The organism is Pseudomonas sp. S5F11 (assembly GCF_019641515.1).
In the GTDB taxonomy this organism is placed as follows: domain Bacteria; phylum Pseudomonadota; class Gammaproteobacteria; order Pseudomonadales; family Pseudomonadaceae; genus Aquipseudomonas; species Aquipseudomonas rhodesiae.
Map to the genome: position 1 here is coordinate 4,292,289 of NZ_JAIFJZ010000001.1, position 20,601 is coordinate 4,312,889.

A 20,601-nucleotide genomic window follows, 5' to 3' on the forward strand; every position below is an offset into this window, starting at 1 on the left:
AAATTTGGCGGGAATTCGTTCCTGCCATTTTGCTTTTCTTGCAAGACAATAGCGTCGCAAGACAACAGTGGAGCTAGTAGATGGCAACTATCAACCAGCTGGTACGTCAGCCGCGTAAGCGTATCGTCGAGAAATCCGACGTGCCTGCGCTGCAGAACTGCCCGCAACGTCGTGGCGTATGCACTCGTGTGTATACCACTACGCCGAAAAAACCTAACTCGGCACTGCGTAAAGTATGCCGTGTGCGTCTGACCAACGGTTTCGAGGTTTCCTCGTACATCGGCGGTGAAGGCCACAACCTTCAAGAGCACAGCGTGGTACTGATCCGCGGCGGTCGTGTAAAAGACTTGCCAGGTGTTCGTTACCACACCGTACGCGGTTCCTTGGATACTTCCGGCGTTAAGGGTCGTAACCAGGGTCGTTCGAAGTACGGTACCAAGAAGCCTAAGTAGTAGCGGCTTTTTGCAAACCTGAATCATCTTATTTTCTGAGTCGATAAGAGTAAGGTCGGAGGCGTCCCGAAAGGGCACCGATTCCGAGCGAACCTGAAGACCGTTTGAGGGCTTATCCATGCCAAGAAGACGCGTAGCAGCCAAGCGCGAAGTGCTTGACGATCCAAAATACGGAAGCCAAATTCTGGCCAAGTTCATGAACCACGTAATGGAAAGCGGCAAGAAAGCCGTTGCCGAGCGTATCGTTTATGGCGCGCTGGAAAAGGTTAAAGAACGCAAGAACAGCGACCCCCTGGAAATCTTCGAGAAAGCTCTCGACGCCATCGCTCCGCTGGTCGAAGTGAAGTCGCGCCGTGTAGGCGGTGCTACTTACCAGGTTCCGGTTGAAGTTCGTCCGTCCCGTCGTAACGCTCTGGCAATGCGCTGGTTGGTAGACTTCGCCCGTAAGCGTGGCGAGAAGTCTATGGCTCTGCGTTTGGCCGGCGAACTGTTGGACGCTGCTGAAGGTAAAGGTGCTGCTGTTAAGAAGCGTGAAGACGTGCACCGTATGGCTGAAGCCAACAAAGCTTTCTCGCACTACCGCTTCTAATTTTAGCTTCACTAATTTTGCGAGGGCTTTATGGCTCGTACTACTCCGATTAGCCGCTACCGTAACATCGGTATCGTCGCACACGTGGATGCTGGTAAAACCACCACCACTGAGCGCGTACTGTTTTACACCGGCAAAAGTCACAAAATGGGCGAGGTGCATGACGGCGCCGCGACCACAGACTGGATGGTTCAGGAGCAGGAGCGTGGTATTACCATTACTTCTGCTGCTATTACCGCCTTCTGGAAAGGTTCTGAGAAGCAGTACAAAGACGAGCATCGCTTCAACGTAATCGATACCCCGGGCCACGTGGACTTCACCATTGAAGTTGAGCGTTCCCTGCGTGTGCTCGACGGCGCTGTCGTTGTGTTCTGCGGTACTTCGGGTGTTGAGCCTCAGTCGGAAACTGTATGGCGTCAAGCCAACAAATACGGCGTGCCGCGTCTTGTTTACGTAAACAAGATGGACCGTGCTGGTGCCAACTTCCTGCGCGTGATCGGTCAGATCAAGCAGCGTTTGGGTCACACTCCGGTGCCGATCCAGTTGGCTATCGGTTCCGAAGATAACTTCCAGGGTCAGATTGATCTGATCAACATGGAAGCTGTCTACTGGAACGATGCCGACAAGGGTATGGTTCCTGTTCGTAAGCCTATCCCTGCTGAATTGCAGGAACTGGCTGATGAGTGGCGCAACAACATGGTCGAGGCTGCTGCCGAAGCCAGCGAAGAACTGATGAACAAGTACCTCGAAGGTGAAGAACTCACCAACGTGGAAATCAAGGCCGCTCTTCGTCAGCGTACTATCGCTGGTGAGATCGTCTTGGCTGTTTGTGGTTCTTCCTTCAAGAATAAGGGTGTTCCCCTGGTTCTCGACGCCGTTATCGACTTCTTGCCTGCCCCTACTGACATTCCTGCTATCAAGGGTACTAACCCTGATAACGAGGAAGAAGAGATGGAGCGTCACGCTGACGACAGCGAGCCGTTCTCGGCTCTGGCGTTCAAGATCGCTACCGACCCATTCGTGGGTACTTTGACCTTTGTCCGCGTTTACTCGGGCGTGTTGGCGTCCGGCGACGGCGTGATCAACTCGGTTAAAGGCAAGAAAGAGCGTGTGGGCCGTATGGTGCAGATGCACGCAAACGCCCGTGAAGAGATCAAGGAAGTTCGCGCTGGCGACATCGCGGCCCTGATCGGCATGAAGGATGTCACCACTGGTGAAACTTTGTGCGACGCTGCTAAGCCAATCATCCTGGTTCGCATGGACTTCCCGGAGCCGGTTATCTCGGTTGCGGTAGAGCCTAAGACCAAGGATGACCAGGAAAAAATGGGTATCGCTCTGGGCAAGCTTGCTCAGGAAGATCCATCTTTCCGCGTCAAGACTGATGAAGAGACTGGTCAAACGATCATCTCCGGCATGGGCGAGCTGCACCTGGACATCCTGGTAGACCGGATGCGCCGTGAGTTCAACGTCGAAGCCAACATCGGTAAGCCTCAGGTTTCCTATCGTGAGCGCATCACGAAGAACTGTGAAATCGAAGGCAAATTCGTTCGGCAGTCCGGCGGTCGTGGTCAATTCGGTCACTGCTGGATCCGTTTTGCACCTGCTGACGAAGGTCAGGAAGGTCTGCAATTCGTGAACGAAGTAGTAGGTGGTGTTGTTCCTAAGGAATACATCCCTGCTATCCAGAAGGGTATCGAGGAGCAGATGAAGAACGGTGTTGTTGCCGGCTATCCGCTGATCGGCCTGAAAGCAACCGTTTTTGACGGTTCTTACCACGACGTCGACTCCAACGAGATGGCGTTTAAGGTGGCTGCTTCCATGGCAACCAAGCAACTGGCCCAGAAGGGCGGTGGTGAGTTGCTTGAGCCAATCATGGCGGTAGAAGTTGTTACACCTGAAGACTATATGGGTGATGTCATGGGCGACCTTAACCGTCGTCGCGGCATGATCTTGGGTATGGAAGATACGGTTTCCGGCAAAGTGATTCGCGCCGAGGTTCCGTTGGGTGAGATGTTCGGTTATGCGACCGACGTTCGTTCCATGTCTCAGGGTCGCGCAAGCTACTCTATGGAATTCAAAAAATACAACACAGCTCCGGCGCACATCGCTGAAACTGTATCCAAAAAACAAGGCTGATTCAGTCCTTTAGGCAAGGAGTTAATTGTCGTGGCTAAAGAAAAATTTGATCGTTCCCTACCGCACGTAAACGTTGGCACCATCGGCCACGTTGACCACGGTAAAACCACTCTGACCGCTGCTCTGACTCGCGTCTGCTCCGAAGTTTTCGGTTCGGCCGTAGTTGAATTCGACAAGATCGACAGCGCTCCAGAAGAAAAGGCTCGTGGTATTACCATCAACACCGCGCACGTTGAGTACAACTCGACTATTCGTCACTACGCTCACGTTGACTGCCCAGGTCACGCTGACTATGTGAAGAACATGATCACCGGTGCTGCCCAGATGGACGGCGCGATCCTGGTTTGCTCGGCCGCTGATGGTCCGATGCCACAAACCCGTGAGCACATCCTGCTGTCCCGTCAGGTAGGCGTTCCGTACATCGTGGTTTTCCTGAACAAGGCTGACCTGGTAGACGACGCTGAGCTGCTGGAACTGGTTGAGATGGAAGTGCGCGATCTGCTGAGCACTTACGACTTCCCAGGCGACGACACTCCGATCATCATCGGTTCTGCTCGTATGGCTCTGGAAGGCAAAGACGACAACGAAATGGGCACCACTGCCGTTCGTAAGCTGGTTGAAACTCTGGATACCTACATCCCAGAGCCAGTTCGTCTGACCGACAAGCCGTTCCTGATGCCAATCGAAGACGTATTCTCGATCTCCGGTCGTGGTACCGTTGTGACTGGTCGTATCGAGCGCGGTATCGTTCGCGTTCAGGATCCACTGGAAATCGTTGGTCTGCGTGACACCACCGTCACCACCTGCACCGGTGTTGAAATGTTCCGTAAGCTGCTCGACGAAGGTCGTGCTGGCGAGAACTGCGGTGTTCTGCTGCGTGGTACCAAGCGTGACGACGTTGAGCGTGGTCAGGTTCTGGTTAAGCCGGGTTCGGTTAAGCCGCACACCAAGTTCACTGCAGAAGTTTACGTTCTGAGCAAGGAAGAAGGCGGTCGTCACACTCCGTTCTTCAAAGGCTACCGTCCACAGTTCTACTTCCGTACTACTGACGTGACCGGTAACTGCGAATTGCCAGAAGGCGTTGAAATGGTAATGCCAGGCGATAACATTCAGATGACTGTTACCCTGATCAAAACCATCGCAATGGAAGACGGTCTGCGCTTCGCTATCCGTGAAGGCGGCCGTACCGTTGGTGCTGGCGTTGTAGCTAAAATCATCGAGTAAGCTCTTTTAGAGTTTGCTTTGATGCTTTGAAAAAGCCCCCGCTCAGCGGGGGCTTTTTTATTGGGTTGACACCTATCGGGGCCGTCTATAGAATTGCGCCTCCTTTTAACGGGCGTATTGCGCTCGGTGGGAATAGCAGCCGGAGTCTGAAATCCAATGCAAAATCAGCAAATCCGTATCAGGTTGAAGGCTTTTGACCATCGCCTGATCGACCAATCCACCCAGGAAATCGTGGAAACCGCGAAACGTACTGGTGCTCAAGTGCGTGGTCCAATTCCACTGCCTACCCGTAAAGAGCGGTTCACCGTTCTGGTCTCTCCGCACGTCAACAAAGACGCGCGTGACCAGTACGAGATCCGTACTCATAAGCGCGTACTGGACATCGTCCAGCCAACGGATAAAACCGTTGATGCTCTTATGAAGCTCGATCTGGCGGCCGGTGTGGAAGTACAGATCAGCCTCGGCTAAGACTTGGGTCTTAGTCGTGTAACGCTCTGAAATGGGCGGCCATAGCGGGTGAAAGCCCCGTACACTCATGAGGTTTACAACATGACTATTGGTGTAGTCGGTCGTAAATGCGGTATGACCCGTATTTTCACCGAAGAAGGTGTCTCCATTCCGGTCACGGTCATTGAGATCGAGCCGAATCGCGTCACCCAGTTCAAAACTGAAGAAACCGATGGCTATCGTGCAGTGCAAGTCACTGTAGGCGAGCGTCGTGCTTCGCGCGTGACTGCTGCTCAAGCAGGTCACTTCGCTAAAGCGAACGTTGCAGCTGGTCGTACTGTTATGGAGTTCCGTCTTGAAGATGGCGACTACCAGGCTGGCGATCTGATCAACGCTGAAATCTTCGCTGCTGGTCAACTGGTTGATGTAACCGGTCAGTCCAAAGGTAAAGGCTTCCAGGGTACGATCAAGCGTTGGAATTTCCGTGGCCAAGATAACACTCACGGTAACTCCGTCTCCCACCGCGTCCCGGGCTCTATTGGCCAGTGCCAGACTCCTGGTCGTGTATTCAAGGGCAAGAAAATGTCCGGTCATATGGGCGCTGAGCGCGTGACCGTGCAGTCCCTCGAAGTAGTGCGCGTCGACGCTGAACGCAATCTGTTGTTGGTCAAGGGTGCTGTTCCTGGCGCTACTGGCGGCAACCTGGTTGTACGTCCAGCGGCCAAGGCTCGCGGTTAAGGGGAAGCTGACATGCAATTAAATGTAAATGACGCTCAAGCGATCGAAGTTTCCGAACTGACATTTGGCGGCGAATTCAACGAGACGCTGGTTCACCAAGCAGTCGTGGCCTACATGGCCGGCGGCCGTCAAGGTAGCAAGCAGCAAAAGACCCGTTCCGACGTTCGTGGTGGCGGTAAGCGCCCTTGGCGTCAGAAAGGTACTGGCCGTGCTCGTGCCGGTACTATCCGTAGCCCAATCTGGCGCGGCGGCGGTACTACTTTTGCAGCTCGTCCGCAGGATCATTCTCAGAAGCTCAACAAGAAGATGTATCGCGCAGCTCTGCGCTCCATCCTTGCTGAACTCGTGCGTACTGATCGCCTGGTCGTGGTTCAGGACTTCGCTGTTGAAAGTCCAAAAACCAAAGATCTGCTGGGCAAACTGAACAACATGAGCCTGACCGACGTATTGATCGTGTCTGAAGCTGTTGATCAGAACCTGTACCTGGCTGCTCGTAACCTGCCACACGTTGATGTACGTGACGTGCAAGGTTCCGATCCAGTTAGTCTGATCGCATACGACAAGGTGTTGATCACCGTGTCGGCCGTGAAGAAATTCGAGGAGCTGCTGGGATGAACCAGGAACGCGTATTTAAAGTTCTGCTTGGCCCGCACGTTTCCGAAAAGGCTACGGTTCTGGCTGACAAGAAAGGCCAGTTCGTTTTCAAGGTTGCAACTGACGCAACCAAGCTGGAAATCAAGAAGGCCGTCGAAAGCCTGTTCAGCGTGAAAGTAGAGCGTGTTACTACCCTGAACGTTCTGGGTAAGAGCAAGCGCACTGCTCGCGGTCTGGGCAAGCGTAATGACTGGAAGAAGGCAGTTATCTCCCTTCAGCCAGGCCAAGATCTCGATTTCAGCAGCAGTGCTGAGTAAGGAAGGGGTGCATCATGGCAATCGTTAAATGCAAACCGACTTCCCCTGGCCGCCGTTTTGTGGTCAAGGTGGTCAACCAGGAGCTGCATAAAGGCGCTCCTCACGCACCGCTGCTCGAGAAGAAATCGAAGTCTGGTGGTCGTAACAACAATGGTCGTATTACCACTCGTCACATCGGTGGTGGCCATAAGCAGCATTATCGTCTGGTCGACTTCCGTCGTAACGACAAAGATGGCATCGCTGCCACTGTCGAGCGTATCGAATACGATCCAAACCGTACTGCTCACATCGCTCTGCTGCTGTACGCAGATGGCGAGCGTCGCTACATCATCGCCCCTAAAGGCGTGAGCGCTGGCGACCAGCTGATCGCAGGTGCTTTGGCACCGATCAAGCCGGGCAACGCTCTGCAGCTGCGTAACATTCCAGTTGGTAGCACCGTACACGGCATCGAATTGAAGCCAGGTAAAGGCGCGCAAATCGCTCGTTCCGCTGGTGCTTCTGCACAGCTGATCGCTCGTGAAGGTGTCTACGTGACCCTGCGTCTGCGTTCTGGTGAGATGCGTAAAGTACTGGCTGAATGCCGTGCGACCCTGGGCGAAGTCTCGAACTCCGAGCACAGCCTGCGTTCGCTGGGTAAAGCTGGTGCCAAACGCTGGCGTGGCGTTCGCCCAACCGTTCGTGGTGTTGCCATGAACCCGGTTGACCACCCACACGGTGGTGGTGAAGGTCGTACCTCTGGTGGTCGTCATCCGGTATCGCCATGGGGCTTCCCGACTAAGGGCGCGAAGACTCGTGGTAATAAGCGTACCGACAAAATGATCGTCCGTCGTCGCAAGTAAATAGAGGGATACGACAGTGCCACGTTCTCTGAAAAAAGGTCCTTTTATTGATCTTCACCTACTGAAGAAGATCGAAGTGGCGGCGGAAAAGAACGATCGCAAACCAGTTAAGACCTGGTCGCGTCGCTCGATGATCCTGCCACAAATGGTCGGTTTGACCATCGCAGTACACAACGGTCGTCAACACGTCCCCGTTCTCGTTAACGAAGACATGGTCGGCCACAAACTGGGCGAGTTTGCCGGTACCCGCACTTATCGTGGGCACGTGGCAGACAAGAAAGCCAAGCGTTAAGGGGTAAGGAAATGGAAGTAGCCGCTAAGTTGTCGGGCGCTCGAATCTCCGCCCAGAAAGCCCGCTTGGTCGCCGACCAGATCCGCGGGAAGAAGGTGGGCGAAGCGCTCAACCTGTTGGCTTTCAGCAGTAAGAAAGCCGCCGAGATCATGAAGAAAGTGCTGGAGTCGGCCGTAGCCAACGCCGAGCATAACGAAGGCGCAGACGTTGATGACCTTAAAGTCAGCACCGTTTTCGTCAACGAAGGGCGTTCGCTGAAGCGCATCATGCCACGTGCCAAAGGCCGTGCTGATCGCATCGTCAAGCGGTCTTGCCATATCACTGTCAAGGTTGCTGACAAGTAACGGAGTCGAAGAGATGGGTCAGAAAGTACATCCCATTGGCATTCGCCTGGGAATCGTCAAGGAGCACACCTCCGTCTGGTACGCAGACGGTCGGACTTATGCGGACTATTTGTTCGCTGATCTGAAGGTGCGTGAGTATCTCCAAGACAAACTAAAAAGCGCGTCCGTAAGCCGTATCGATATCCATCGTCCGGCGCAAACTGCACGTATCACCATTCACACCGCTCGTCCAGGTATCGTTATCGGGAAGAAAGGTGAAGATGTTGAGAAACTGCGTCAGGACCTGACCAAGCAAATGGGTGTGCCTGTGCACATCAATATCGAAGAGATCCGCAAGCCGGAGCTCGACGGTATGCTGGTTGCGCAGAGCGTAGCTCAGCAGCTGGAGCGTCGCGTAATGTTCCGTCGCGCTATGAAACGCGCCGTACAGAACGCCATGCGCATTGGTGCCAAAGGCATCAAAATCCAAGTGAGCGGTCGTCTCGGCGGTGCTGAAATCGCACGTACTGAATGGTATCGCGAAGGTCGTGTGCCATTGCACACCCTGCGTGCCGACATCGACTATGCCAACTACGAAGCTCACACCACTTACGGTGTGATCGGTGTAAAGGTTTGGATCTTCAAAGGCGAAGTAATTGGTGGTCGCCAAGAAGAACTGAAACCACAAGCACCAGCGCCTCGTAAAAAAGCTGCTAAGTAAGGGGTACGCCAAATGTTGCAACCTAAGCGTACGAAGTTCCGCAAGCAGATGACAGGCCACAACCGTGGTCTGGCTCAGCGCGGTAGCAAAGTCAGCTTCGGCGAGTTCGCGCTGAAGTCTGTAGCTCGTGGTCGTCTCACCGCTCGTCAGATCGAGTCAGCACGTCGTGCTCTGACCCGTCACGTAAAACGTGGCGGCAAGATCTGGATCCGTGTATTCCCGGACAAGCCGATCTCCAAGAAGCCTCTCGAAGTGCGGATGGGTAAAGGTAAGGGTAACGTGGAGTACTGGGTAGCCCAGATTCAGCCAGGCAAAGTCCTGTATGAAATCGAGGGTGTTTCTGAAGAGCTGGCGCGTGAGGCTTTCGCCCTGGCTGCTGCAAAGCTGCCACTCGCCACCTCCTTTGTTAAACGGACGGTGATGTGATGAAAGCGAATGAACTTCGTGAAAAATCCGCACAGCAGCTGAACGAGCAACTGCTCGGCTTGCTGCGCGACCAGTTCAATCTGCGCATGCAGAAAGCAACTGGCCAGTTGGGGCAGTCTCATCTGCTCTCGCAAGTTAAGCGTGACATCGCTCGCGTGAAGACTGTGCTCAACCAGCAGGCAGGTAAGTGATCATGGCTGAAGCCGAAAAGACTGTCCGTACGCTGACTGGCCGTGTTGTCAGCGACAAGATGGACAAAACCATCACCGTTCTGATCGAGCGTCGCGTTAAGCACCCGATCTACGGTAAATATGTTAAGCGTTCGACTAAGCTGCACGCGCACGACGAAACCAATCAGTGCCACATCGGCGACAAAGTCACTATTCGTGAAACTCGTCCGCTTGCCAAGACCAAGTCTTGGGCATTGGTTGATGTTCTCGAACGCGCTGTGGAAGTCTAAGGACTAGGGGTCGGAGAAATTATATGATTCAGACTCAATCCATGCTCGATGTGGCCGATAACAGCGGCGCTCGCCGTGTTATGTGCATCAAGGTGCTGGGTGGCTCCCATCGTCGTTACGCTGGTATCGGTGACATCATCAAAGTTACCGTGAAGGAAGCAATTCCTCGCGGTAAGGTGAAAAAAGGCCAAGTGATGACTGCTGTTGTAGTCCGCACTCGTCACGGCGTACGCCGTGCTGATGGCTCCATTATCCGCTTTGATGGCAACGCTGCTGTTCTTCTGAACAACAAGCAAGAGCCGATCGGCACCCGTATCTTTGGGCCAGTGACCCGTGAACTTCGTACTGAGAAGTTCATGAAGATCGTCTCGCTCGCCCCAGAAGTGCTGTAAGGAGATCCGACATGCAAAAGATTCGTCGTGACGACGAGATCATCGTGATCGCCGGCAAAGACAAAGGTAAGCGCGGTAAGGTGCTGAAGGTTCTCGCTGACGACCGTCTGGTTGTAGGTGGTCTGAACCTGGTCAAGCGTCATACCAAGCCTAACCCGATGTCGGGCGTACAGGGCGGTATCGTCGAGAAAGAAGCGCCTCTGCACGCTTCTAACGTCGCCATCTTCAACGGCGAAACCAACAAGGCTGATCGTGTTGGTTTCAAAGTAGAAGACGGTAAGAAAATTCGTGTCTTCAAGTCGACCCAAAAAGCGGTTGATGCTTGAACACTGCTAGGTAGATAAGACCATGGCACGACTACAAGAGATTTACCGGAAGGAAATCGCCCCCAAGCTTAAGGAAGAACTTAAGCTCGGGAACGTGATGGAAGTTCCGCGCGTTACCAAAATCACCCTGAACATGGGTCTGGGCGAAGCGATCGGCGACAAAAAAGTCATCGAGCATGCTGTTGCTGACCTGGAAAAGATCACCGGCCAAAAAGTCGTTGTGACCTACGCTCGGAAATCCATCGCTGGCTTTAAAGTCCGTGAAGGTTGGCCGATCGGCGTCAAGGTAACTCTGCGCCGTGAGCGTATGTACGAATTCCTGGATCGTCTGCTGTCGATCTCCCTGCCTCGGGTTCGCGACTTCCGCGGCCTGAATGCCAAGTCCTTCGATGGTCGTGGCAACTACAGCATGGGCGTGAAAGAGCAGATCATTTTCCCGGAAATCGACTACGACAAGATCGATGCTCTCCGCGGTCTGGACATCACCCTGACCACCACTGCCAAGAACGATGATGAAGGTCGCGCCCTGTTGCGTGCTTTCAAATTCCCGTTCCGCAACTGATTGGAGTAGGACCATGGCCAAGATGAGCATGAAAAACCGCGAGCTGAAGCGTCAGCTCACGGTTGCCAAGTACGCCAAGAAGCGTGCAGCACTGAAAGCAATCATCGTTGATCTGAACGCAAGTCCAGAAGCGCGTTGGGAAGCTACAGTAGCTCTGCAGAAGCAGCCACGTGACGCAAGCGCTTCGCGCATGCGTAACCGCTGCCGCCTGACCGGTCGTCCACACGGCGTTTACCGCAAGTTCGGCCTCGGCCGTAACAAATTGCGTGAAGCGGCAATGCGTGGTGACGTCCCAGGTCTGGTTAAAGCCAGCTGGTAAGTACTTTCAGAGTCCAGGCGGTTGGTATCGCAAGATACTGACCGCCGGTGACCTTGAATCTGGAACAAGCCCCTTTTGGGGCTTGTTTCATTTCCGGAGTGTGTCTAGAATACCCGGCTCGCCTGAGCCCGTGTTTTCTATGCCCGGAGATTCTCGGCGACATATGTAGCCGCAAGGCTAATTTTTTTGTATTAGGAGCGTCTAGCCCATGAGTATGCAGGACCCGTTAGCGGACATGCTAACTCGTATCCGTAATGCCCAGATGGCTGAAAAGTCCGTCGTAAGCATGCCATCTTCCAAGTTGAAGGTAGCTGTTGCCAAAGTCCTGAAAGACGAAGGCTACATTGCGGGTTATCAGATCAGCAGCGAAACCAAGCCACTGCTGTCCATCGAGCTGAAGTACTTCGAAGGCCGTTCGGTCATCGAGGAAGTGAAGCGCGTTAGCCGTCCAGGCCTGCGTCAGTACAAGTCCGCTGAAGATCTGCCGAAAGTTCGTGGCGGTCTGGGCGTGTCTATCGTCTCCACCAACAAAGGTGTGATGACGGATCGTGCTGCGCGCGCTGCCGGTGTCGGCGGCGAAGTTCTTTGCACTGTGTTCTAAGGGGGGATAAGCATGTCTCGCGTCGCTAAGAACCCCGTTAAGCTGCCAGCCGGTGTCGAAGTCAAATTCGCAGGCCAACAGCTTTCGGTGAAGGGTGCCAAGGGTACTCTTGAACTGAACATCCATTCGTCCGTTGAGATCGTTGAAGAAGCTGGTGAGCTGCGTTTCGCTGCTCGCAATGGCGATCAACAGACTCGCGCAATGGCCGGTACCACGCGTGCGTTGGTGAACAACATGGTCCAAGGCGTAAGCCAAGGCTTCGAGCGTAAGCTCCAGCTGGTCGGTGTTGGTTACAAAGCGCAAGCAAAAGGCACGGTTTTGAACCTGGCCCTTGGCTTTTCGCACCCAGTGGATTACGAACTGCCGGAAGGCATCACCGCTGAGACTCCTAGCCAGACCGATATCCTGATCAAGGGCATCGATAAGCAGCTGGTAGGTCAAGTGGCTGCTGAGATCCGCGACTTCCGTCCACCAGAGCCGTACAAAGGCAAAGGTGTGCGCTACGCGGACGAAGTCGTCCGTCGTAAAGAAGCCAAGAAGAAGTAGGGCATAGCAAATGACCGACAAAAAAGTTACTCGACTGCGTCGCGCTCGCAAAGCACGCCTGAAAATGCACGAACTCGAAGTCGTGCGTCTCTGCGTGTTCCGCTCGTCGCAGCACATCTACGCCCAGGTCATCTCGGCCGACGGCAACAAAGTCCTGGCAAGCGCCTCGACTTTGGATAAAGAACTGCGTGATGGTGCCACTGGCAACATCGACGCGGCCACAAAGGTTGGCCAGCTGGTCGCTACGCGTGCTAAGGCCGCTGGCGTCTCGCAAGTGGCTTTCGACCGCTCTGGCTTCAAGTACCACGGCCGCGTTAAAGCGTTGGCTGATGCTGCTCGTGAAGCTGGGCTGGAGTTCTAAGTTATGTCAAATAACGACCAAAAGCGCGACGAAGGCTACATTGAGAAGCTGGTTCAAGTTAACCGCGTAGCCAAAACCGTTAAAGGCGGCCGTATCTTCACTTTCACCGCGTTGACCGTGGTTGGTGATGGTAAAGGGCGTGTTGGCTTCGGCCGTGGCAAGTCGCGTGAAGTGCCTGCTGCGATCCAGAAGGCAATGGAAGCTGCTCGTCGCAACATGATCCAAGTTGATCTGAACGGAACCACCCTGCAGTACGCAATGAAGTCCGCCCATGGCGCTTCGAAGGTGTACATGCAGCCTGCTTCTGAAGGTACCGGTATCATCGCTGGTGGCGCTATGCGTGCTGTCCTCGAAGTTGCTGGTGTTCAGAACGTTCTGGCCAAGTGCTACGGCTCGACTAACCCGGTAAACGTGGTTCACGCCACTTTCAAAGGTTTGAAAGCTATGCAGTCCCCTGAATCCATTGCCGCCAAGCGTGGCAAAAGCGTCCAGGAGATTTTCTGATCATGGCTACCGTTAAAGTAACGCTGATCAAAAGCATGACCGGCCGCATCCCTAACCACAAACTGTGTGTTAAGGGTCTGGGTCTGCGTCGCATCGGTCACACTGTAGAAGTCCAGGATACTCCCGAGAATCGCGGGATGATCAACAAGGCTTACTACATGCTGCGTGTCGAGGGTTAATCGATGAAACTCAATGATCTGAGTCCAGCGCCGGGTTCCCGTCGCGAAAAGCATCGTCCGGGCCGTGGTATCGGTAGCGGTTTGGGTAAGACTGGTGGCCGTGGCCACAAAGGTCAGACCTCCCGCTCCGGTGGTACCATCGCTCCAGGCTTTGAAGGCGGTCAACAGCCGTTGCATCGTCGCCTGCCTAAGTTCGGTTTCGTATCCCTGAAAGCCATGGATCGCGCAGAAGTGCGTCTGTCCGAGCTGGCTAAAGTGGAAGGCGACATCGTTACTCTGCAGACCCTGAAAGATGCCAACGTGATCAACGTCAACGTACAGCGTGTGAAAATCATGCTGTCCGGTGAAGTGACTCGCGCTGTCACTATCGGCAAGGGAATCGGCGCCACCAAAGGTGCGCGTTCGGCTATCGAAGCAGCTGGCGGCAAGTTCGAGGAATAAATGGCTAAGCAAGGTGCTCTCTCTGCGCTCGGCAAAGGCGGTATGTCTGAACTCTGGGCTCGTCTGCGTTTTCTGTTCCTGGCGATTATCGTCTACCGAATAGGCGCACACATCCCGGTTCCAGGTATCAACCCGGACCGACTCGCAGACCTGTTTCGACAGAATGAGGGGACCATTCTTAGCTTGTTCAACATGTTTTCCGGCGGCGCGCTGGAGCGGATGAGCATCTTTGCGCTGGGGATCATGCCGTATATTTCGGCATCGATCATCATGCAACTGATGACCGCCGTCAGCCCGCAGCTGGAGCAGTTGAAGAAGGAAGGTGAAGCTGGCCGTCGCAAGATTAGCCAGTACACCCGCTACGGCACTGTCATCCTCGCTCTGGTTCAAGCTATCGGCATGTCCGTTGGCCTGGCCGGGCAGGGTGTTGCGTTCACTGGTGACTTTGGCTTCCATTTCGTTGCAGTTTCCACTTTTGTGGCTGGTGCAATGTTCATGATGTGGCTGGGTGAGCAGATTACTGAGCGTGGTGTTGGTAACGGTATCTCGATGTTGATTTTCGCAGGTATCGTCGCCGGTCTTCCGAGAGCGATTGGGCAGTCTTTTGAGTCTGCACGGCAGGGTGATATCAATATCTTCGCCTTGGTTGCCATCGGTTTGCTGGCAGTAGCGATTATCGGTTTTGTGGTGTTCATTGAGCGTGGCCAGCGTCGTATTGCTGTTCACTACGCCAAGCGTCAGCAGGGCCGTAAGGTTTTTGCCGCGCAGACTAGCCACTTGCCGCTGAAAGTGAATATGGCCGGTGTTATTCCGGCAATTTTCGCGAGCAGCATTTTGCTGTTTCCGGCTTCGTTGGGTACCTGGTTTGGTCAGTCTGAAAATATGGGCTGGCTGCAGGACCTCTCTCAGTCGATCGCTCCTGGTCAGCCGTTGAATATTCTGCTGTTTAGTGCAGGGATTATTTTCTTCTGCTTCTTCTATACGGCGTTGATGTTCAATCCGAAAGACGTAGCGGAAAACCTGAAGAAGTCCGGTGCCTTTATTCCGGGTATCCGTCCAGGTGAGCAGTCTGCACGCTACATTGATGGCGTTTTGACTCGTTTAACCCTGTTCGGTGCTCTATATATGACGGCCGTGTGCCTGTTGCCCCAGTTCCTGGTGGTTGCGGCAAACGTTCCGTTCTACCTTGGCGGGACCTCGTTGCTGATCGTGGTCGTGGTTGTGATGGACTTCATGTCCCAAGTACAATCGCACCTCGTTTCGCACCAGTACGAATCCCTGATGAAGAAAGCCAACCTGAAGGGTTACGGCAGCGGCATGTTGCGCTGAGTACCCATAAGGTTCGAGGAGTTGGTGATGAAAGTTCGTGCATCGGTGAAAAAGCTGTGCCGTAACTGCAAGATTATTCGCCGCGAAGGTGTTGTTCGAGTAATTTGCAGCGCGGAACCGCGTCACAAACAGCGCCAAGGCTGAGTGTGATCCGCTTGAAGCCCGGCAGCTAGTGCGCTGCCGGGTTGATTATTTGTTATTACAGCGATATTATCTCGCGCCCTATTTCTTGGCTTCCGGGGCGTAGGTAGCTGTCAATTGGAGTCCCACTGAATGGCCCGTATTGCAGGCGTTAACATTCCAGATAACAAGCACACTGTTATCTCGCTGACCTACATCTATGGTGTTGGTCGCACTACTGCGCAGAAAATTTGCGCAGTTGCTGGGGTAAACCCAGCCGCTAAGATCAAGGATCTGAGCGACGAGCAGATTGAACAGCTGCGTGGCGAAGTGGCGAAGTTCACCACTGAAGGTGACCTGCGTCGCGAAATCAACATGAAAATCAAGCGCTTGATGGACCTCGGTTGCTATCGCGGTCTGCGTCATCGTCGTGGTCTTCCAGTACGCGGTCAGCGTACCAAGACTAACGCGCGTACCCGTAAAGGTCCGCGTAAGCCGATCCGCAAGTAATCGCCCCCGCGAATCGACAGGAAAATTATCATGGCAAAACCTGCTGCTCGTCCTCGTAAAAAAGTTAAAAAGACAGTGGTTGATGGCATCGCCCACATCCATGCATCTTTTAACAACACCATCGTGACCATCACCGACCGTCAAGGTAACGCGCTTTCTTGGGCTACCTCCGGTGGTTCGGGTTTCCGCGGTTCCCGCAAGTCCACCCCGTTCGCTGCTCAAGTAGCTGCTGAGCGTGCTGGTCAAGCTGCGCTGGAATACGGCCTGAAAAACCTCGACGTTAACGTCAAGGGTCCAGGTCCAGGTCGTGAGTCTGCTGTCCGTGCTTTGAACGGCTGTGGCTATAAGATCGCCAGCATCACCGACGTGACGCCAATCCCGCACAACGGGTGCCGTCCGCCGAAGAAGCGCCGCGTGTAATCCAGGAGATTGTAAAGAATGGCTCGTTACATTGGTCCAAAATGCAAACTCGCTCGTCGCGAAGGCACCGATCTCTTCCTGAAGAGCGGCGTGCGCGCGATCGAATCGAAGTGCAACATCGAAGCAGCACCTGGTATCCACGGCCAACGCCGCGGTCGCCAGTCCGATTACGGCACCCAACTGCGTGAAAAGCAGAAGGTCCGTCGTATCTACGGCGTTCTCGAGCGTCAGTTCAGCGGCTACTACAAAGAAGCTGCTGGCAAGAAAGGTGCAACCGGTGAAAACCTGCTGCAACTGCTCGAATGCCGTCTGGACAACGTTGTATACCGTATGGGCTTTGGTTCGACTCGTGCCGAATCCCGTCAGCTGGTATCGCACAAGTCGATCAGCGTTAACGGTCAGACCGTAAACGTTCCGTCTTACCAGGTTCGTGCTGGTGACGTGGTCGCAGTTCGCGAGAAAGCTAAAAACCAACTTCGCATTGTCCAAGCTCTCGATCTGTGTGCCCAACGTGGCCGCGTAGAATGGGTAGAAGTAGACACTGAGAAGAAGTCGGGCGTTTTCAAGAACGTTCCAGCTCGCAGTGATCTGTCCGCCGACATCAACGAAAGCCTGATTGTCGAGCTCTACTCCAAGTAAGGGCTAGAAAATAGGTGCATCCATGCAGATTTCGGTAAATGAGTTCCTGACACCCCGCCACATTGATGTGCAGGTTGTCAGTCCAACCCGCGCTAAGATCACTCTCGAGCCTCTCGAGCGTGGTTTTGGCCACACCCTGGGCAACGCGCTGCGCCGCATCCTGTTGTCCTCAATGCCCGGCTGTGCAGTAGTCGAGGCCGAGATTGACGGTGTGCTCCACGAGTACAGCGCCATCGAAGGTGTACAGGAAGACGTAATTGAAATCCTGTTGAACCTTAAAGGTCTGGCTATCAAGCTGCACGGCCGTGACGAAGTTACGCTGACCTTGTCGAAGAAGGGTTCGGGGGTGGTTACCGCTGCCGATATTCAGCTGGATCATGATGTCGAGATCGTTAACCCCGATCACGTAATCGCTAACCTGGCGTCTAACGGCGCCCTGAACATGAAGCTCACCGTAGCTCGTGGTCGTGGTTATGAACCGGCCGACTCGCGTCAGAGCGATGAAGACGAAAGCCGCAGCATTGGTCGCTTGCAGCTTGACTCTTCGTTCAGCCCGGTTCGCCGTATCGCATACGTGGTGGAAAACGCCCGTGTCGAACAGCGTACTAACCTGGACAAGCTGGTTATTGATCTGGAAACCAACGGTACCCTGGATCCTGAAGAGGCTATCCGCCGCGCTGCAACCATTCTGCAACAGCAGTTGGCTGCGTTTGTGGACCTCAAAGGTGACAGCGAACCAGTGGTAATCGAGCAGGAAGACGAGATCGATCCGATCCTGCTTCGCCCGGTTGACGATCTGGAACTGACTGTACGTTCGGCTAACTGCCTTAAGGCGGAAAACATTTACTACATCGGCGACCTGATTCAGCGTACCGAAGTAGAACTGTTGAAGACTCCGAACCTGGGCAAGAAATCCTTGACCGAAATCAAGGACGTTCTGGCCTCCCGCGGTCTGTCCCTCGGCATGCGCCTCGACAACTGGCCGCCTGCAAGTCTTAAGAAGGACGACAAGGCGACTGCCTGATCGTCGTAATCACCGAACGTGAGTTTGGTAAGGAATGAACCATGCGTCATCGTAAAAGTGGTCGTCACCTGAGCCGTACCAGCTCGCACCGCAAGGCCATGTTCCAAAACATGGCGGTGTCGCTGTTCGAGCACGAGCTGATCAAAACTACACTGCCGAAAGCTAAAGAACTGCGTCGCGTTGCTGAGCCGCTGATTACTTTGGCTAAGACAGACAGCCTGGCTAACCGCCGTCTGGCTTTCGACCGTACTCGTTCGAAAGCTATCGTTGGTAAGCTCTTCAACGACCTGGGTAAGCGCTACGCTACCCGTGAGGGTGGCTACCTGCGCATCCTCAAGTGCGGTTTCCGCGCTGGCGACAACGCGCCAATGGCGTACGTCGAGTTGGTTGATCGTGCTACTGCTGGCGAAGCTGTAAGCGCCGAGTAAGACGACAGTCTGTAACGAAAAACCGGGCCTAGTGCCCGGTTTTTTGTGCGCATAAGAAAAGCGCGATGGGTACAAGCTTCCTCAAATTGCAGTTGGCACCATGGGAATAGGAATTGTTGGTAGATATTTTCTATTGATGCTGACGATTTAATGAATTTGTCAGTTTCATGTTGATGATCAATACTTCCTTCAAGCCGATTAGCCGGCAGTGCCACATCTGACCTGAGGAAAATTGAACATGAGCCAGGATAAAATCCTTACCACCGCGAGCGGTGCTCCCGTTGCGGATAACCAGAACTCTCGTTCGGCCGGCCCGCGTGGTCCTCTGCTTCTTGATGATTTTCATCTGATCGAGAAGCTTGCTCACTTCAACCGTGAAAACATTCCTGAGCGCCGCGTACACGCCAAAGGCTCGGGCGCATACGGCACGTTTACCGTGACCCGCGACATCACCCAATACACCAGTGCTAAGCTTTTCGAAGCGGTTGGCAAGCAGACGCCTACCTTTTTGCGATTTTCTACGGTCGGTGGCGAGCGTGGTTCGGCTGACACTGAGCGCGATCCCCGCGGTTTCGCTTTGAAGTTCTATACCGAAGAGGGTAACTGGGACATCGTGGGTAACAACACGCCGGTATTCTTCATTCGCGATCCGTTGAAATTCCCTGACTTTATCCACACTCAAAAGCGCCTGCCGCAAAGCAACCTGAAAAGCGCGCAAATGATGTGGGATTTTTGGTCGCATTCTCCCGAAGCGCTGCATCAGGTCACGATTTTGTTCTCTGACCGCGGTATCCCTGATGGCTACCGTCATATGCACGGCTTCGGTAGCCACACCTACAGCCTGATCAACGCGCAAGGCGAGCGGCGTTGGGTCAAGTGGCACTACAAGACCAAGCAAGGCATCAAGAACCTCGCGCCGGAAGAAGCCGCGCGCCTCGCGGGAACAGATCCCGATTACGCGCAGCGCGACCTGTTCAGCGCAATTGAGCGCGGTGAATTCCCTAAATGGCGGGTGTGCATCCAGATCATGACTGAGGCGCAGGCCAATGCTCATTACGAAAATCCTTTCGACGTGACCAAAACATGGTCGCAAAAGGAATTCCCGCTGATCGAAGTTGGCGAGCTGGAGCTTAACCGTAACCCGCAAAACTACTTCGCTGAAGTAGAGCAGGCTGCGTTCGGCCCAAGCAACATGGTTCCGGGTGTAGGGTTGTCTCCCGACCGTATGCTGCAAGGTCGCGTATTCGCTTATGCAGATGCGCACCGCTACCGTGTCGGTACCAACCACCAGCAGCTGCCAGTGAATGCGCCACGCAGCCCGGTGAATAGCTACCAGCGTGACGGCTCCATGGCATTCGGTAGTAATGGCGGGGCGGCTCCCAACTACGAACCGAATAGCTATTCCGACGCGCCGAAACAAGCGCCTCAATATGCTGAACCCGCGTTGGCATTGAGCGGTGCGGCGGACCGCTACGATCATCGCGAAGACACCGACTACTACAGCCACGCAGGTGCGCTTTTCCGGCTGATGAGCGATGAGCAGAAAGCTCTGCTCACCAACAACATTGCCGGTGCGATGTCTGGGGTTTCGAGTGATGTTGTTGAGCGTCAGTTGCGACACTTCTACAAAGCAGACCCAGCTTACGGAGAAGCAATCGCAAAGGCGCTGGGTGTATCGCTTAACTGACTCTAAACGAGAAGCAGAACCGCCCTCATTTGGGCGGTTTTTGCGTTATTTTAGCCACTTTTCGCGATAGATCTTCACTTTTCTGCCGTTGGTCTCGTGACCTCCGGGTCATCATGGTTCAAACTACAGACTTTCAAGCAGGAGATGTAGGGCGATGCAAGGTCACCCCGACGTAATCGATTACCTCAACACGTTGCTGACGGGCGAACTGGCAGCTCGTGACCAATATTTCATCCATTCGCGCATGTACGAAGACTGGGGCTTTACCGAGCTCTACGAGCGTATCAACCATGAAATGGAAGAAGAGGCACAGCACGCCGATGCGCTGATGCGACGCATCTTGATGCTCGAGGGGACGCCACGTATGCGCCCTGATGATCTGGATGTGGGCACGACGGTACCTGACATGCTCGCCGCCGACCTTCGCCTTGAGTACAAAGTTCGTGCTGCGCTCTGCAAGGGCATTGAGTTATGCGAACAGCATAACGACTACGTCACCCGCGAAATTCTGCGTGTGCAGTTGAACGACACTGAAGAAGATCACACCTACTGGTTGGAAAAACAGCTGGGTCTGATCAAGCTGATTGGTCTGGAAAACTACCTGCAATCGCAGTTCTGATTTCCGGTACGAAAAAGCCCCTGTCACCCAATAAGG

At 54.1% G+C, this 20,601-nt stretch carries 34 protein-coding genes; all 34 read left to right on the forward strand.

The features are described 5' to 3' along the window. Positions 1-80: 80 nt before the first annotated feature. The 34 genes from rpsL to bfr all read left to right on the forward strand — a co-directional run bounded on the left by rpsL (position 81) and on the right by bfr (position 20,565). A complete protein-coding gene (gene rpsL / locus K1567_RS19335; RefSeq protein WP_002555494.1) occupies positions 81-452 on the forward strand; it encodes a 30S ribosomal protein S12 in 372 nt (123 codons plus the stop codon). A 118-nt stretch (positions 453-570) separates the two neighbouring features. Beyond that, positions 571-1,041, forward strand: coding sequence for a 30S ribosomal protein S7 (rpsG, locus tag K1567_RS19340; protein ID WP_002555493.1), 471 nt, complete (start codon positions 571-573; stop codon positions 1,039-1,041). A gap of 30 nt (positions 1,042-1,071) precedes the next feature. After that, complete coding sequence (gene fusA, locus K1567_RS19345) at positions 1,072-3,177, forward strand: elongation factor G (protein ID WP_034100998.1); 2,106 nt, start codon at positions 1,072-1,074, stop codon at positions 3,175-3,177. A 30-nt stretch (positions 3,178-3,207) separates the two neighbouring features. Beyond that, entirely contained in the window at positions 3,208-4,401 is a 1,194-nt protein-coding gene (gene tuf, locus K1567_RS19350) for an elongation factor Tu (protein WP_008374172.1), read from the forward strand. Positions 4,402-4,557: 156 nt separating this feature from the next. Beyond that, positions 4,558-4,869 carry a 30S ribosomal protein S10 gene (gene rpsJ, locus K1567_RS19355; RefSeq protein WP_003186070.1) on the forward strand — a complete coding sequence of 104 codons (312 nt, stop codon included), beginning with the start codon at positions 4,558-4,560 and terminating at the stop codon, positions 4,867-4,869. 81 nt (positions 4,870-4,950) lie between these two features. Beyond that, the gene (rplC, locus tag K1567_RS19360) at positions 4,951-5,586 is read left to right on the forward strand and encodes a 50S ribosomal protein L3 (RefSeq protein WP_003194649.1); all 636 of its coding nucleotides are present in this window, start codon (positions 4,951-4,953) and stop codon (positions 5,584-5,586) included. A 12-nt stretch (positions 5,587-5,598) separates the two neighbouring features. Further along, a complete protein-coding gene (rplD, locus tag K1567_RS19365; RefSeq protein WP_003176424.1) occupies positions 5,599-6,201 on the forward strand; it encodes a 50S ribosomal protein L4 in 603 nt (200 codons plus the stop codon). Further along, positions 6,198-6,497 (forward strand): 50S ribosomal protein L23, encoded by a 300-nt coding sequence (gene rplW / locus K1567_RS19370; protein WP_002555488.1) that lies wholly within the window; start codon positions 6,198-6,200, stop codon positions 6,495-6,497. The genes rplD and rplW overlap by 4 nt, the downstream gene beginning before the upstream one ends. 14 nt (positions 6,498-6,511) lie before the next feature. Further along, positions 6,512-7,336 carry a 50S ribosomal protein L2 gene (gene rplB / locus K1567_RS19375; protein ID WP_003186055.1) on the forward strand — a complete coding sequence of 275 codons (825 nt, stop codon included), beginning with the start codon at positions 6,512-6,514 and terminating at the stop codon, positions 7,334-7,336. Between the two features lie 16 nt (positions 7,337-7,352). Next, entirely contained in the window at positions 7,353-7,628 is a 276-nt protein-coding gene (rpsS, locus tag K1567_RS19380) for a 30S ribosomal protein S19 (protein ID WP_002555486.1), read from the forward strand. Positions 7,629-7,639: 11 nt separating this feature from the next. Continuing rightward, entirely contained in the window at positions 7,640-7,972 is a 333-nt protein-coding gene (rplV, locus tag K1567_RS19385; RefSeq protein WP_003103908.1) for a 50S ribosomal protein L22, read from the forward strand. A 13-nt stretch (positions 7,973-7,985) separates the two neighbouring features. Continuing rightward, the gene (gene rpsC, locus K1567_RS19390) at positions 7,986-8,672 is read left to right on the forward strand and encodes a 30S ribosomal protein S3 (protein ID WP_003176422.1); all 687 of its coding nucleotides are present in this window, start codon (positions 7,986-7,988) and stop codon (positions 8,670-8,672) included. A gap of 12 nt (positions 8,673-8,684) precedes the next feature. After that, positions 8,685-9,098, forward strand: a complete 414-nt coding sequence (rplP, locus tag K1567_RS19395; RefSeq protein ID WP_003176421.1) for a 50S ribosomal protein L16 — start codon at positions 8,685-8,687, stop codon at positions 9,096-9,098. Continuing rightward, on the forward strand, positions 9,098-9,289 hold the full coding sequence (gene rpmC / locus K1567_RS19400) for a 50S ribosomal protein L29 (RefSeq protein ID WP_002555481.1): 192 nt from the start codon (positions 9,098-9,100) through the stop codon (positions 9,287-9,289). The genes rplP and rpmC overlap by 1 nt, the downstream gene beginning before the upstream one ends. A 2-nt stretch (positions 9,290-9,291) precedes the next feature. Next, the gene (rpsQ, locus tag K1567_RS19405; protein ID WP_003176419.1) at positions 9,292-9,558 is read left to right on the forward strand and encodes a 30S ribosomal protein S17; all 267 of its coding nucleotides are present in this window, start codon (positions 9,292-9,294) and stop codon (positions 9,556-9,558) included. A gap of 23 nt (positions 9,559-9,581) precedes the next feature. After that, positions 9,582-9,950, forward strand: a complete 369-nt coding sequence (gene rplN, locus K1567_RS19410; RefSeq protein WP_002555479.1) for a 50S ribosomal protein L14 — start codon at positions 9,582-9,584, stop codon at positions 9,948-9,950. Between the two features lie 11 nt (positions 9,951-9,961). Further along, positions 9,962-10,276 carry a 50S ribosomal protein L24 gene (gene rplX / locus K1567_RS19415; RefSeq protein WP_007896770.1) on the forward strand — a complete coding sequence of 105 codons (315 nt, stop codon included), beginning with the start codon at positions 9,962-9,964 and terminating at the stop codon, positions 10,274-10,276. A gap of 22 nt (positions 10,277-10,298) precedes the next feature. Continuing rightward, positions 10,299-10,838 carry a 50S ribosomal protein L5 gene (rplE, locus tag K1567_RS19420; protein WP_003194642.1) on the forward strand — a complete coding sequence of 180 codons (540 nt, stop codon included), beginning with the start codon at positions 10,299-10,301 and terminating at the stop codon, positions 10,836-10,838. A 13-nt stretch (positions 10,839-10,851) separates the two neighbouring features. Continuing rightward, positions 10,852-11,157: a 30S ribosomal protein S14 gene (gene rpsN / locus K1567_RS19425; RefSeq protein ID WP_003176414.1), complete on the forward strand. Its 306-nt coding sequence runs from the start codon at positions 10,852-10,854 to the stop codon at positions 11,155-11,157. A gap of 208 nt (positions 11,158-11,365) precedes the next feature. Next, positions 11,366-11,758 (forward strand): 30S ribosomal protein S8, encoded by a 393-nt coding sequence (rpsH, locus tag K1567_RS19430; RefSeq protein ID WP_010566853.1) that lies wholly within the window; start codon positions 11,366-11,368, stop codon positions 11,756-11,758. 12 nt (positions 11,759-11,770) lie between these two features. Further along, complete coding sequence (gene rplF / locus K1567_RS19435) at positions 11,771-12,304, forward strand: 50S ribosomal protein L6 (protein ID WP_003176412.1); 534 nt, start codon at positions 11,771-11,773, stop codon at positions 12,302-12,304. 10 nt (positions 12,305-12,314) lie between these two features. Continuing rightward, positions 12,315-12,665, forward strand: coding sequence for a 50S ribosomal protein L18 (gene rplR, locus K1567_RS19440; protein ID WP_003186037.1), 351 nt, complete (start codon positions 12,315-12,317; stop codon positions 12,663-12,665). 3 nt (positions 12,666-12,668) lie between these two features. Continuing rightward, positions 12,669-13,169 (forward strand): 30S ribosomal protein S5, encoded by a 501-nt coding sequence (gene rpsE / locus K1567_RS19445; protein ID WP_010566852.1) that lies wholly within the window; start codon positions 12,669-12,671, stop codon positions 13,167-13,169. Positions 13,170-13,171: 2 nt separating this feature from the next. Beyond that, complete coding sequence (gene rpmD / locus K1567_RS19450) at positions 13,172-13,348, forward strand: 50S ribosomal protein L30 (RefSeq protein ID WP_003176408.1); 177 nt, start codon at positions 13,172-13,174, stop codon at positions 13,346-13,348. Between the two features lie 3 nt (positions 13,349-13,351). After that, positions 13,352-13,789 (forward strand): 50S ribosomal protein L15, encoded by a 438-nt coding sequence (gene rplO / locus K1567_RS19455; protein ID WP_016969471.1) that lies wholly within the window; start codon positions 13,352-13,354, stop codon positions 13,787-13,789. After that, on the forward strand, positions 13,790-15,118 hold the full coding sequence (secY, locus tag K1567_RS19460; RefSeq protein WP_003176406.1) for a preprotein translocase subunit SecY: 1,329 nt from the start codon (positions 13,790-13,792) through the stop codon (positions 15,116-15,118). A 27-nt stretch (positions 15,119-15,145) separates the two neighbouring features. Then, a complete protein-coding gene (rpmJ, locus tag K1567_RS19465) occupies positions 15,146-15,262 on the forward strand; it encodes a 50S ribosomal protein L36 (protein WP_002555468.1) in 117 nt (38 codons plus the stop codon). 129 nt (positions 15,263-15,391) lie between these two features. Continuing rightward, complete coding sequence (rpsM, locus tag K1567_RS19470; protein WP_003194635.1) at positions 15,392-15,748, forward strand: 30S ribosomal protein S13; 357 nt, start codon at positions 15,392-15,394, stop codon at positions 15,746-15,748. 30 nt (positions 15,749-15,778) lie between these two features. Next, a complete protein-coding gene (rpsK, locus tag K1567_RS19475; protein ID WP_002555466.1) occupies positions 15,779-16,168 on the forward strand; it encodes a 30S ribosomal protein S11 in 390 nt (129 codons plus the stop codon). 18 nt (positions 16,169-16,186) lie between these two features. Continuing rightward, entirely contained in the window at positions 16,187-16,807 is a 621-nt protein-coding gene (gene rpsD, locus K1567_RS19480) for a 30S ribosomal protein S4 (protein ID WP_003176404.1), read from the forward strand. 22 nt (positions 16,808-16,829) lie between these two features. Beyond that, positions 16,830-17,831 (forward strand): DNA-directed RNA polymerase subunit alpha, encoded by a 1,002-nt coding sequence (locus K1567_RS19485; RefSeq protein ID WP_003176403.1) that lies wholly within the window; start codon positions 16,830-16,832, stop codon positions 17,829-17,831. Between the two features lie 41 nt (positions 17,832-17,872). Beyond that, the gene (rplQ, locus tag K1567_RS19490) at positions 17,873-18,259 is read left to right on the forward strand and encodes a 50S ribosomal protein L17 (RefSeq protein WP_003176402.1); all 387 of its coding nucleotides are present in this window, start codon (positions 17,873-17,875) and stop codon (positions 18,257-18,259) included. A gap of 238 nt (positions 18,260-18,497) precedes the next feature. Next, positions 18,498-19,946, forward strand: a complete 1,449-nt coding sequence (locus tag K1567_RS19495) for a catalase (protein WP_169868948.1) — start codon at positions 18,498-18,500, stop codon at positions 19,944-19,946. Between the two features lie 154 nt (positions 19,947-20,100). Beyond that, entirely contained in the window at positions 20,101-20,565 is a 465-nt protein-coding gene (bfr, locus tag K1567_RS19500; protein WP_003176400.1) for a bacterioferritin, read from the forward strand. Positions 20,566-20,601 lie beyond the last annotated feature (36 nt).

Coding starts and splice junctions, on each gene's coding strand:
- rpsC (WP_003176422.1), top strand. CDS start 7,986: ATGGGTCAGAAAGTACATCCCATTGGCATTCGCCTGGGAATCGTCAAG.
- K1567_RS19485 (WP_003176403.1), top strand. CDS start 16,830: ATGCAGATTTCGGTAAATGAGTTCCTGACACCCCGCCACATTGATGTG.
- rpmJ (WP_002555468.1), top strand. CDS start 15,146: ATGAAAGTTCGTGCATCGGTGAAAAAGCTGTGCCGTAACTGCAAGATT.
- rpsD (WP_003176404.1), top strand. CDS start 16,187: ATGGCTCGTTACATTGGTCCAAAATGCAAACTCGCTCGTCGCGAAGGC.
- rplC (WP_003194649.1), top strand. CDS start 4,951: ATGACTATTGGTGTAGTCGGTCGTAAATGCGGTATGACCCGTATTTTC.
- rpsH (WP_010566853.1), top strand. CDS start 11,366: ATGAGTATGCAGGACCCGTTAGCGGACATGCTAACTCGTATCCGTAAT.
- rpmD (WP_003176408.1), top strand. CDS start 13,172: ATGGCTACCGTTAAAGTAACGCTGATCAAAAGCATGACCGGCCGCATC.
- rpsM (WP_003194635.1), top strand. CDS start 15,392: ATGGCCCGTATTGCAGGCGTTAACATTCCAGATAACAAGCACACTGTT.
- secY (WP_003176406.1), top strand. CDS start 13,790: ATGGCTAAGCAAGGTGCTCTCTCTGCGCTCGGCAAAGGCGGTATGTCT.
- rplB (WP_003186055.1), top strand. CDS start 6,512: ATGGCAATCGTTAAATGCAAACCGACTTCCCCTGGCCGCCGTTTTGTG.
- rplX (WP_007896770.1), top strand. CDS start 9,962: ATGCAAAAGATTCGTCGTGACGACGAGATCATCGTGATCGCCGGCAAA.
- rplO (WP_016969471.1), top strand. CDS start 13,352: ATGAAACTCAATGATCTGAGTCCAGCGCCGGGTTCCCGTCGCGAAAAG.
- fusA (WP_034100998.1), top strand. CDS start 1,072: ATGGCTCGTACTACTCCGATTAGCCGCTACCGTAACATCGGTATCGTC.
- rpsK (WP_002555466.1), top strand. CDS start 15,779: ATGGCAAAACCTGCTGCTCGTCCTCGTAAAAAAGTTAAAAAGACAGTG.
- rplV (WP_003103908.1), top strand. CDS start 7,640: ATGGAAGTAGCCGCTAAGTTGTCGGGCGCTCGAATCTCCGCCCAGAAA.
- rpsJ (WP_003186070.1), top strand. CDS start 4,558: ATGCAAAATCAGCAAATCCGTATCAGGTTGAAGGCTTTTGACCATCGC.
- rplE (WP_003194642.1), top strand. CDS start 10,299: ATGGCACGACTACAAGAGATTTACCGGAAGGAAATCGCCCCCAAGCTT.
- rplP (WP_003176421.1), top strand. CDS start 8,685: ATGTTGCAACCTAAGCGTACGAAGTTCCGCAAGCAGATGACAGGCCAC.
- rpsL (WP_002555494.1), top strand. CDS start 81: ATGGCAACTATCAACCAGCTGGTACGTCAGCCGCGTAAGCGTATCGTC.
- rpsG (WP_002555493.1), top strand. CDS start 571: ATGCCAAGAAGACGCGTAGCAGCCAAGCGCGAAGTGCTTGACGATCCA.
- rplD (WP_003176424.1), top strand. CDS start 5,599: ATGCAATTAAATGTAAATGACGCTCAAGCGATCGAAGTTTCCGAACTG.
- rplW (WP_002555488.1), top strand. CDS start 6,198: ATGAACCAGGAACGCGTATTTAAAGTTCTGCTTGGCCCGCACGTTTCC.
- rpmC (WP_002555481.1), top strand. CDS start 9,098: ATGAAAGCGAATGAACTTCGTGAAAAATCCGCACAGCAGCTGAACGAG.
- K1567_RS19495 (WP_169868948.1), top strand. CDS start 18,498: ATGAGCCAGGATAAAATCCTTACCACCGCGAGCGGTGCTCCCGTTGCG.
- rplN (WP_002555479.1), top strand. CDS start 9,582: ATGATTCAGACTCAATCCATGCTCGATGTGGCCGATAACAGCGGCGCT.
- rplF (WP_003176412.1), top strand. CDS start 11,771: ATGTCTCGCGTCGCTAAGAACCCCGTTAAGCTGCCAGCCGGTGTCGAA.
- rpsE (WP_010566852.1), top strand. CDS start 12,669: ATGTCAAATAACGACCAAAAGCGCGACGAAGGCTACATTGAGAAGCTG.
- rplQ (WP_003176402.1), top strand. CDS start 17,873: ATGCGTCATCGTAAAAGTGGTCGTCACCTGAGCCGTACCAGCTCGCAC.
- bfr (WP_003176400.1), top strand. CDS start 20,101: ATGCAAGGTCACCCCGACGTAATCGATTACCTCAACACGTTGCTGACG.
- rpsN (WP_003176414.1), top strand. CDS start 10,852: ATGGCCAAGATGAGCATGAAAAACCGCGAGCTGAAGCGTCAGCTCACG.
- rplR (WP_003186037.1), top strand. CDS start 12,315: ATGACCGACAAAAAAGTTACTCGACTGCGTCGCGCTCGCAAAGCACGC.
- rpsQ (WP_003176419.1), top strand. CDS start 9,292: ATGGCTGAAGCCGAAAAGACTGTCCGTACGCTGACTGGCCGTGTTGTC.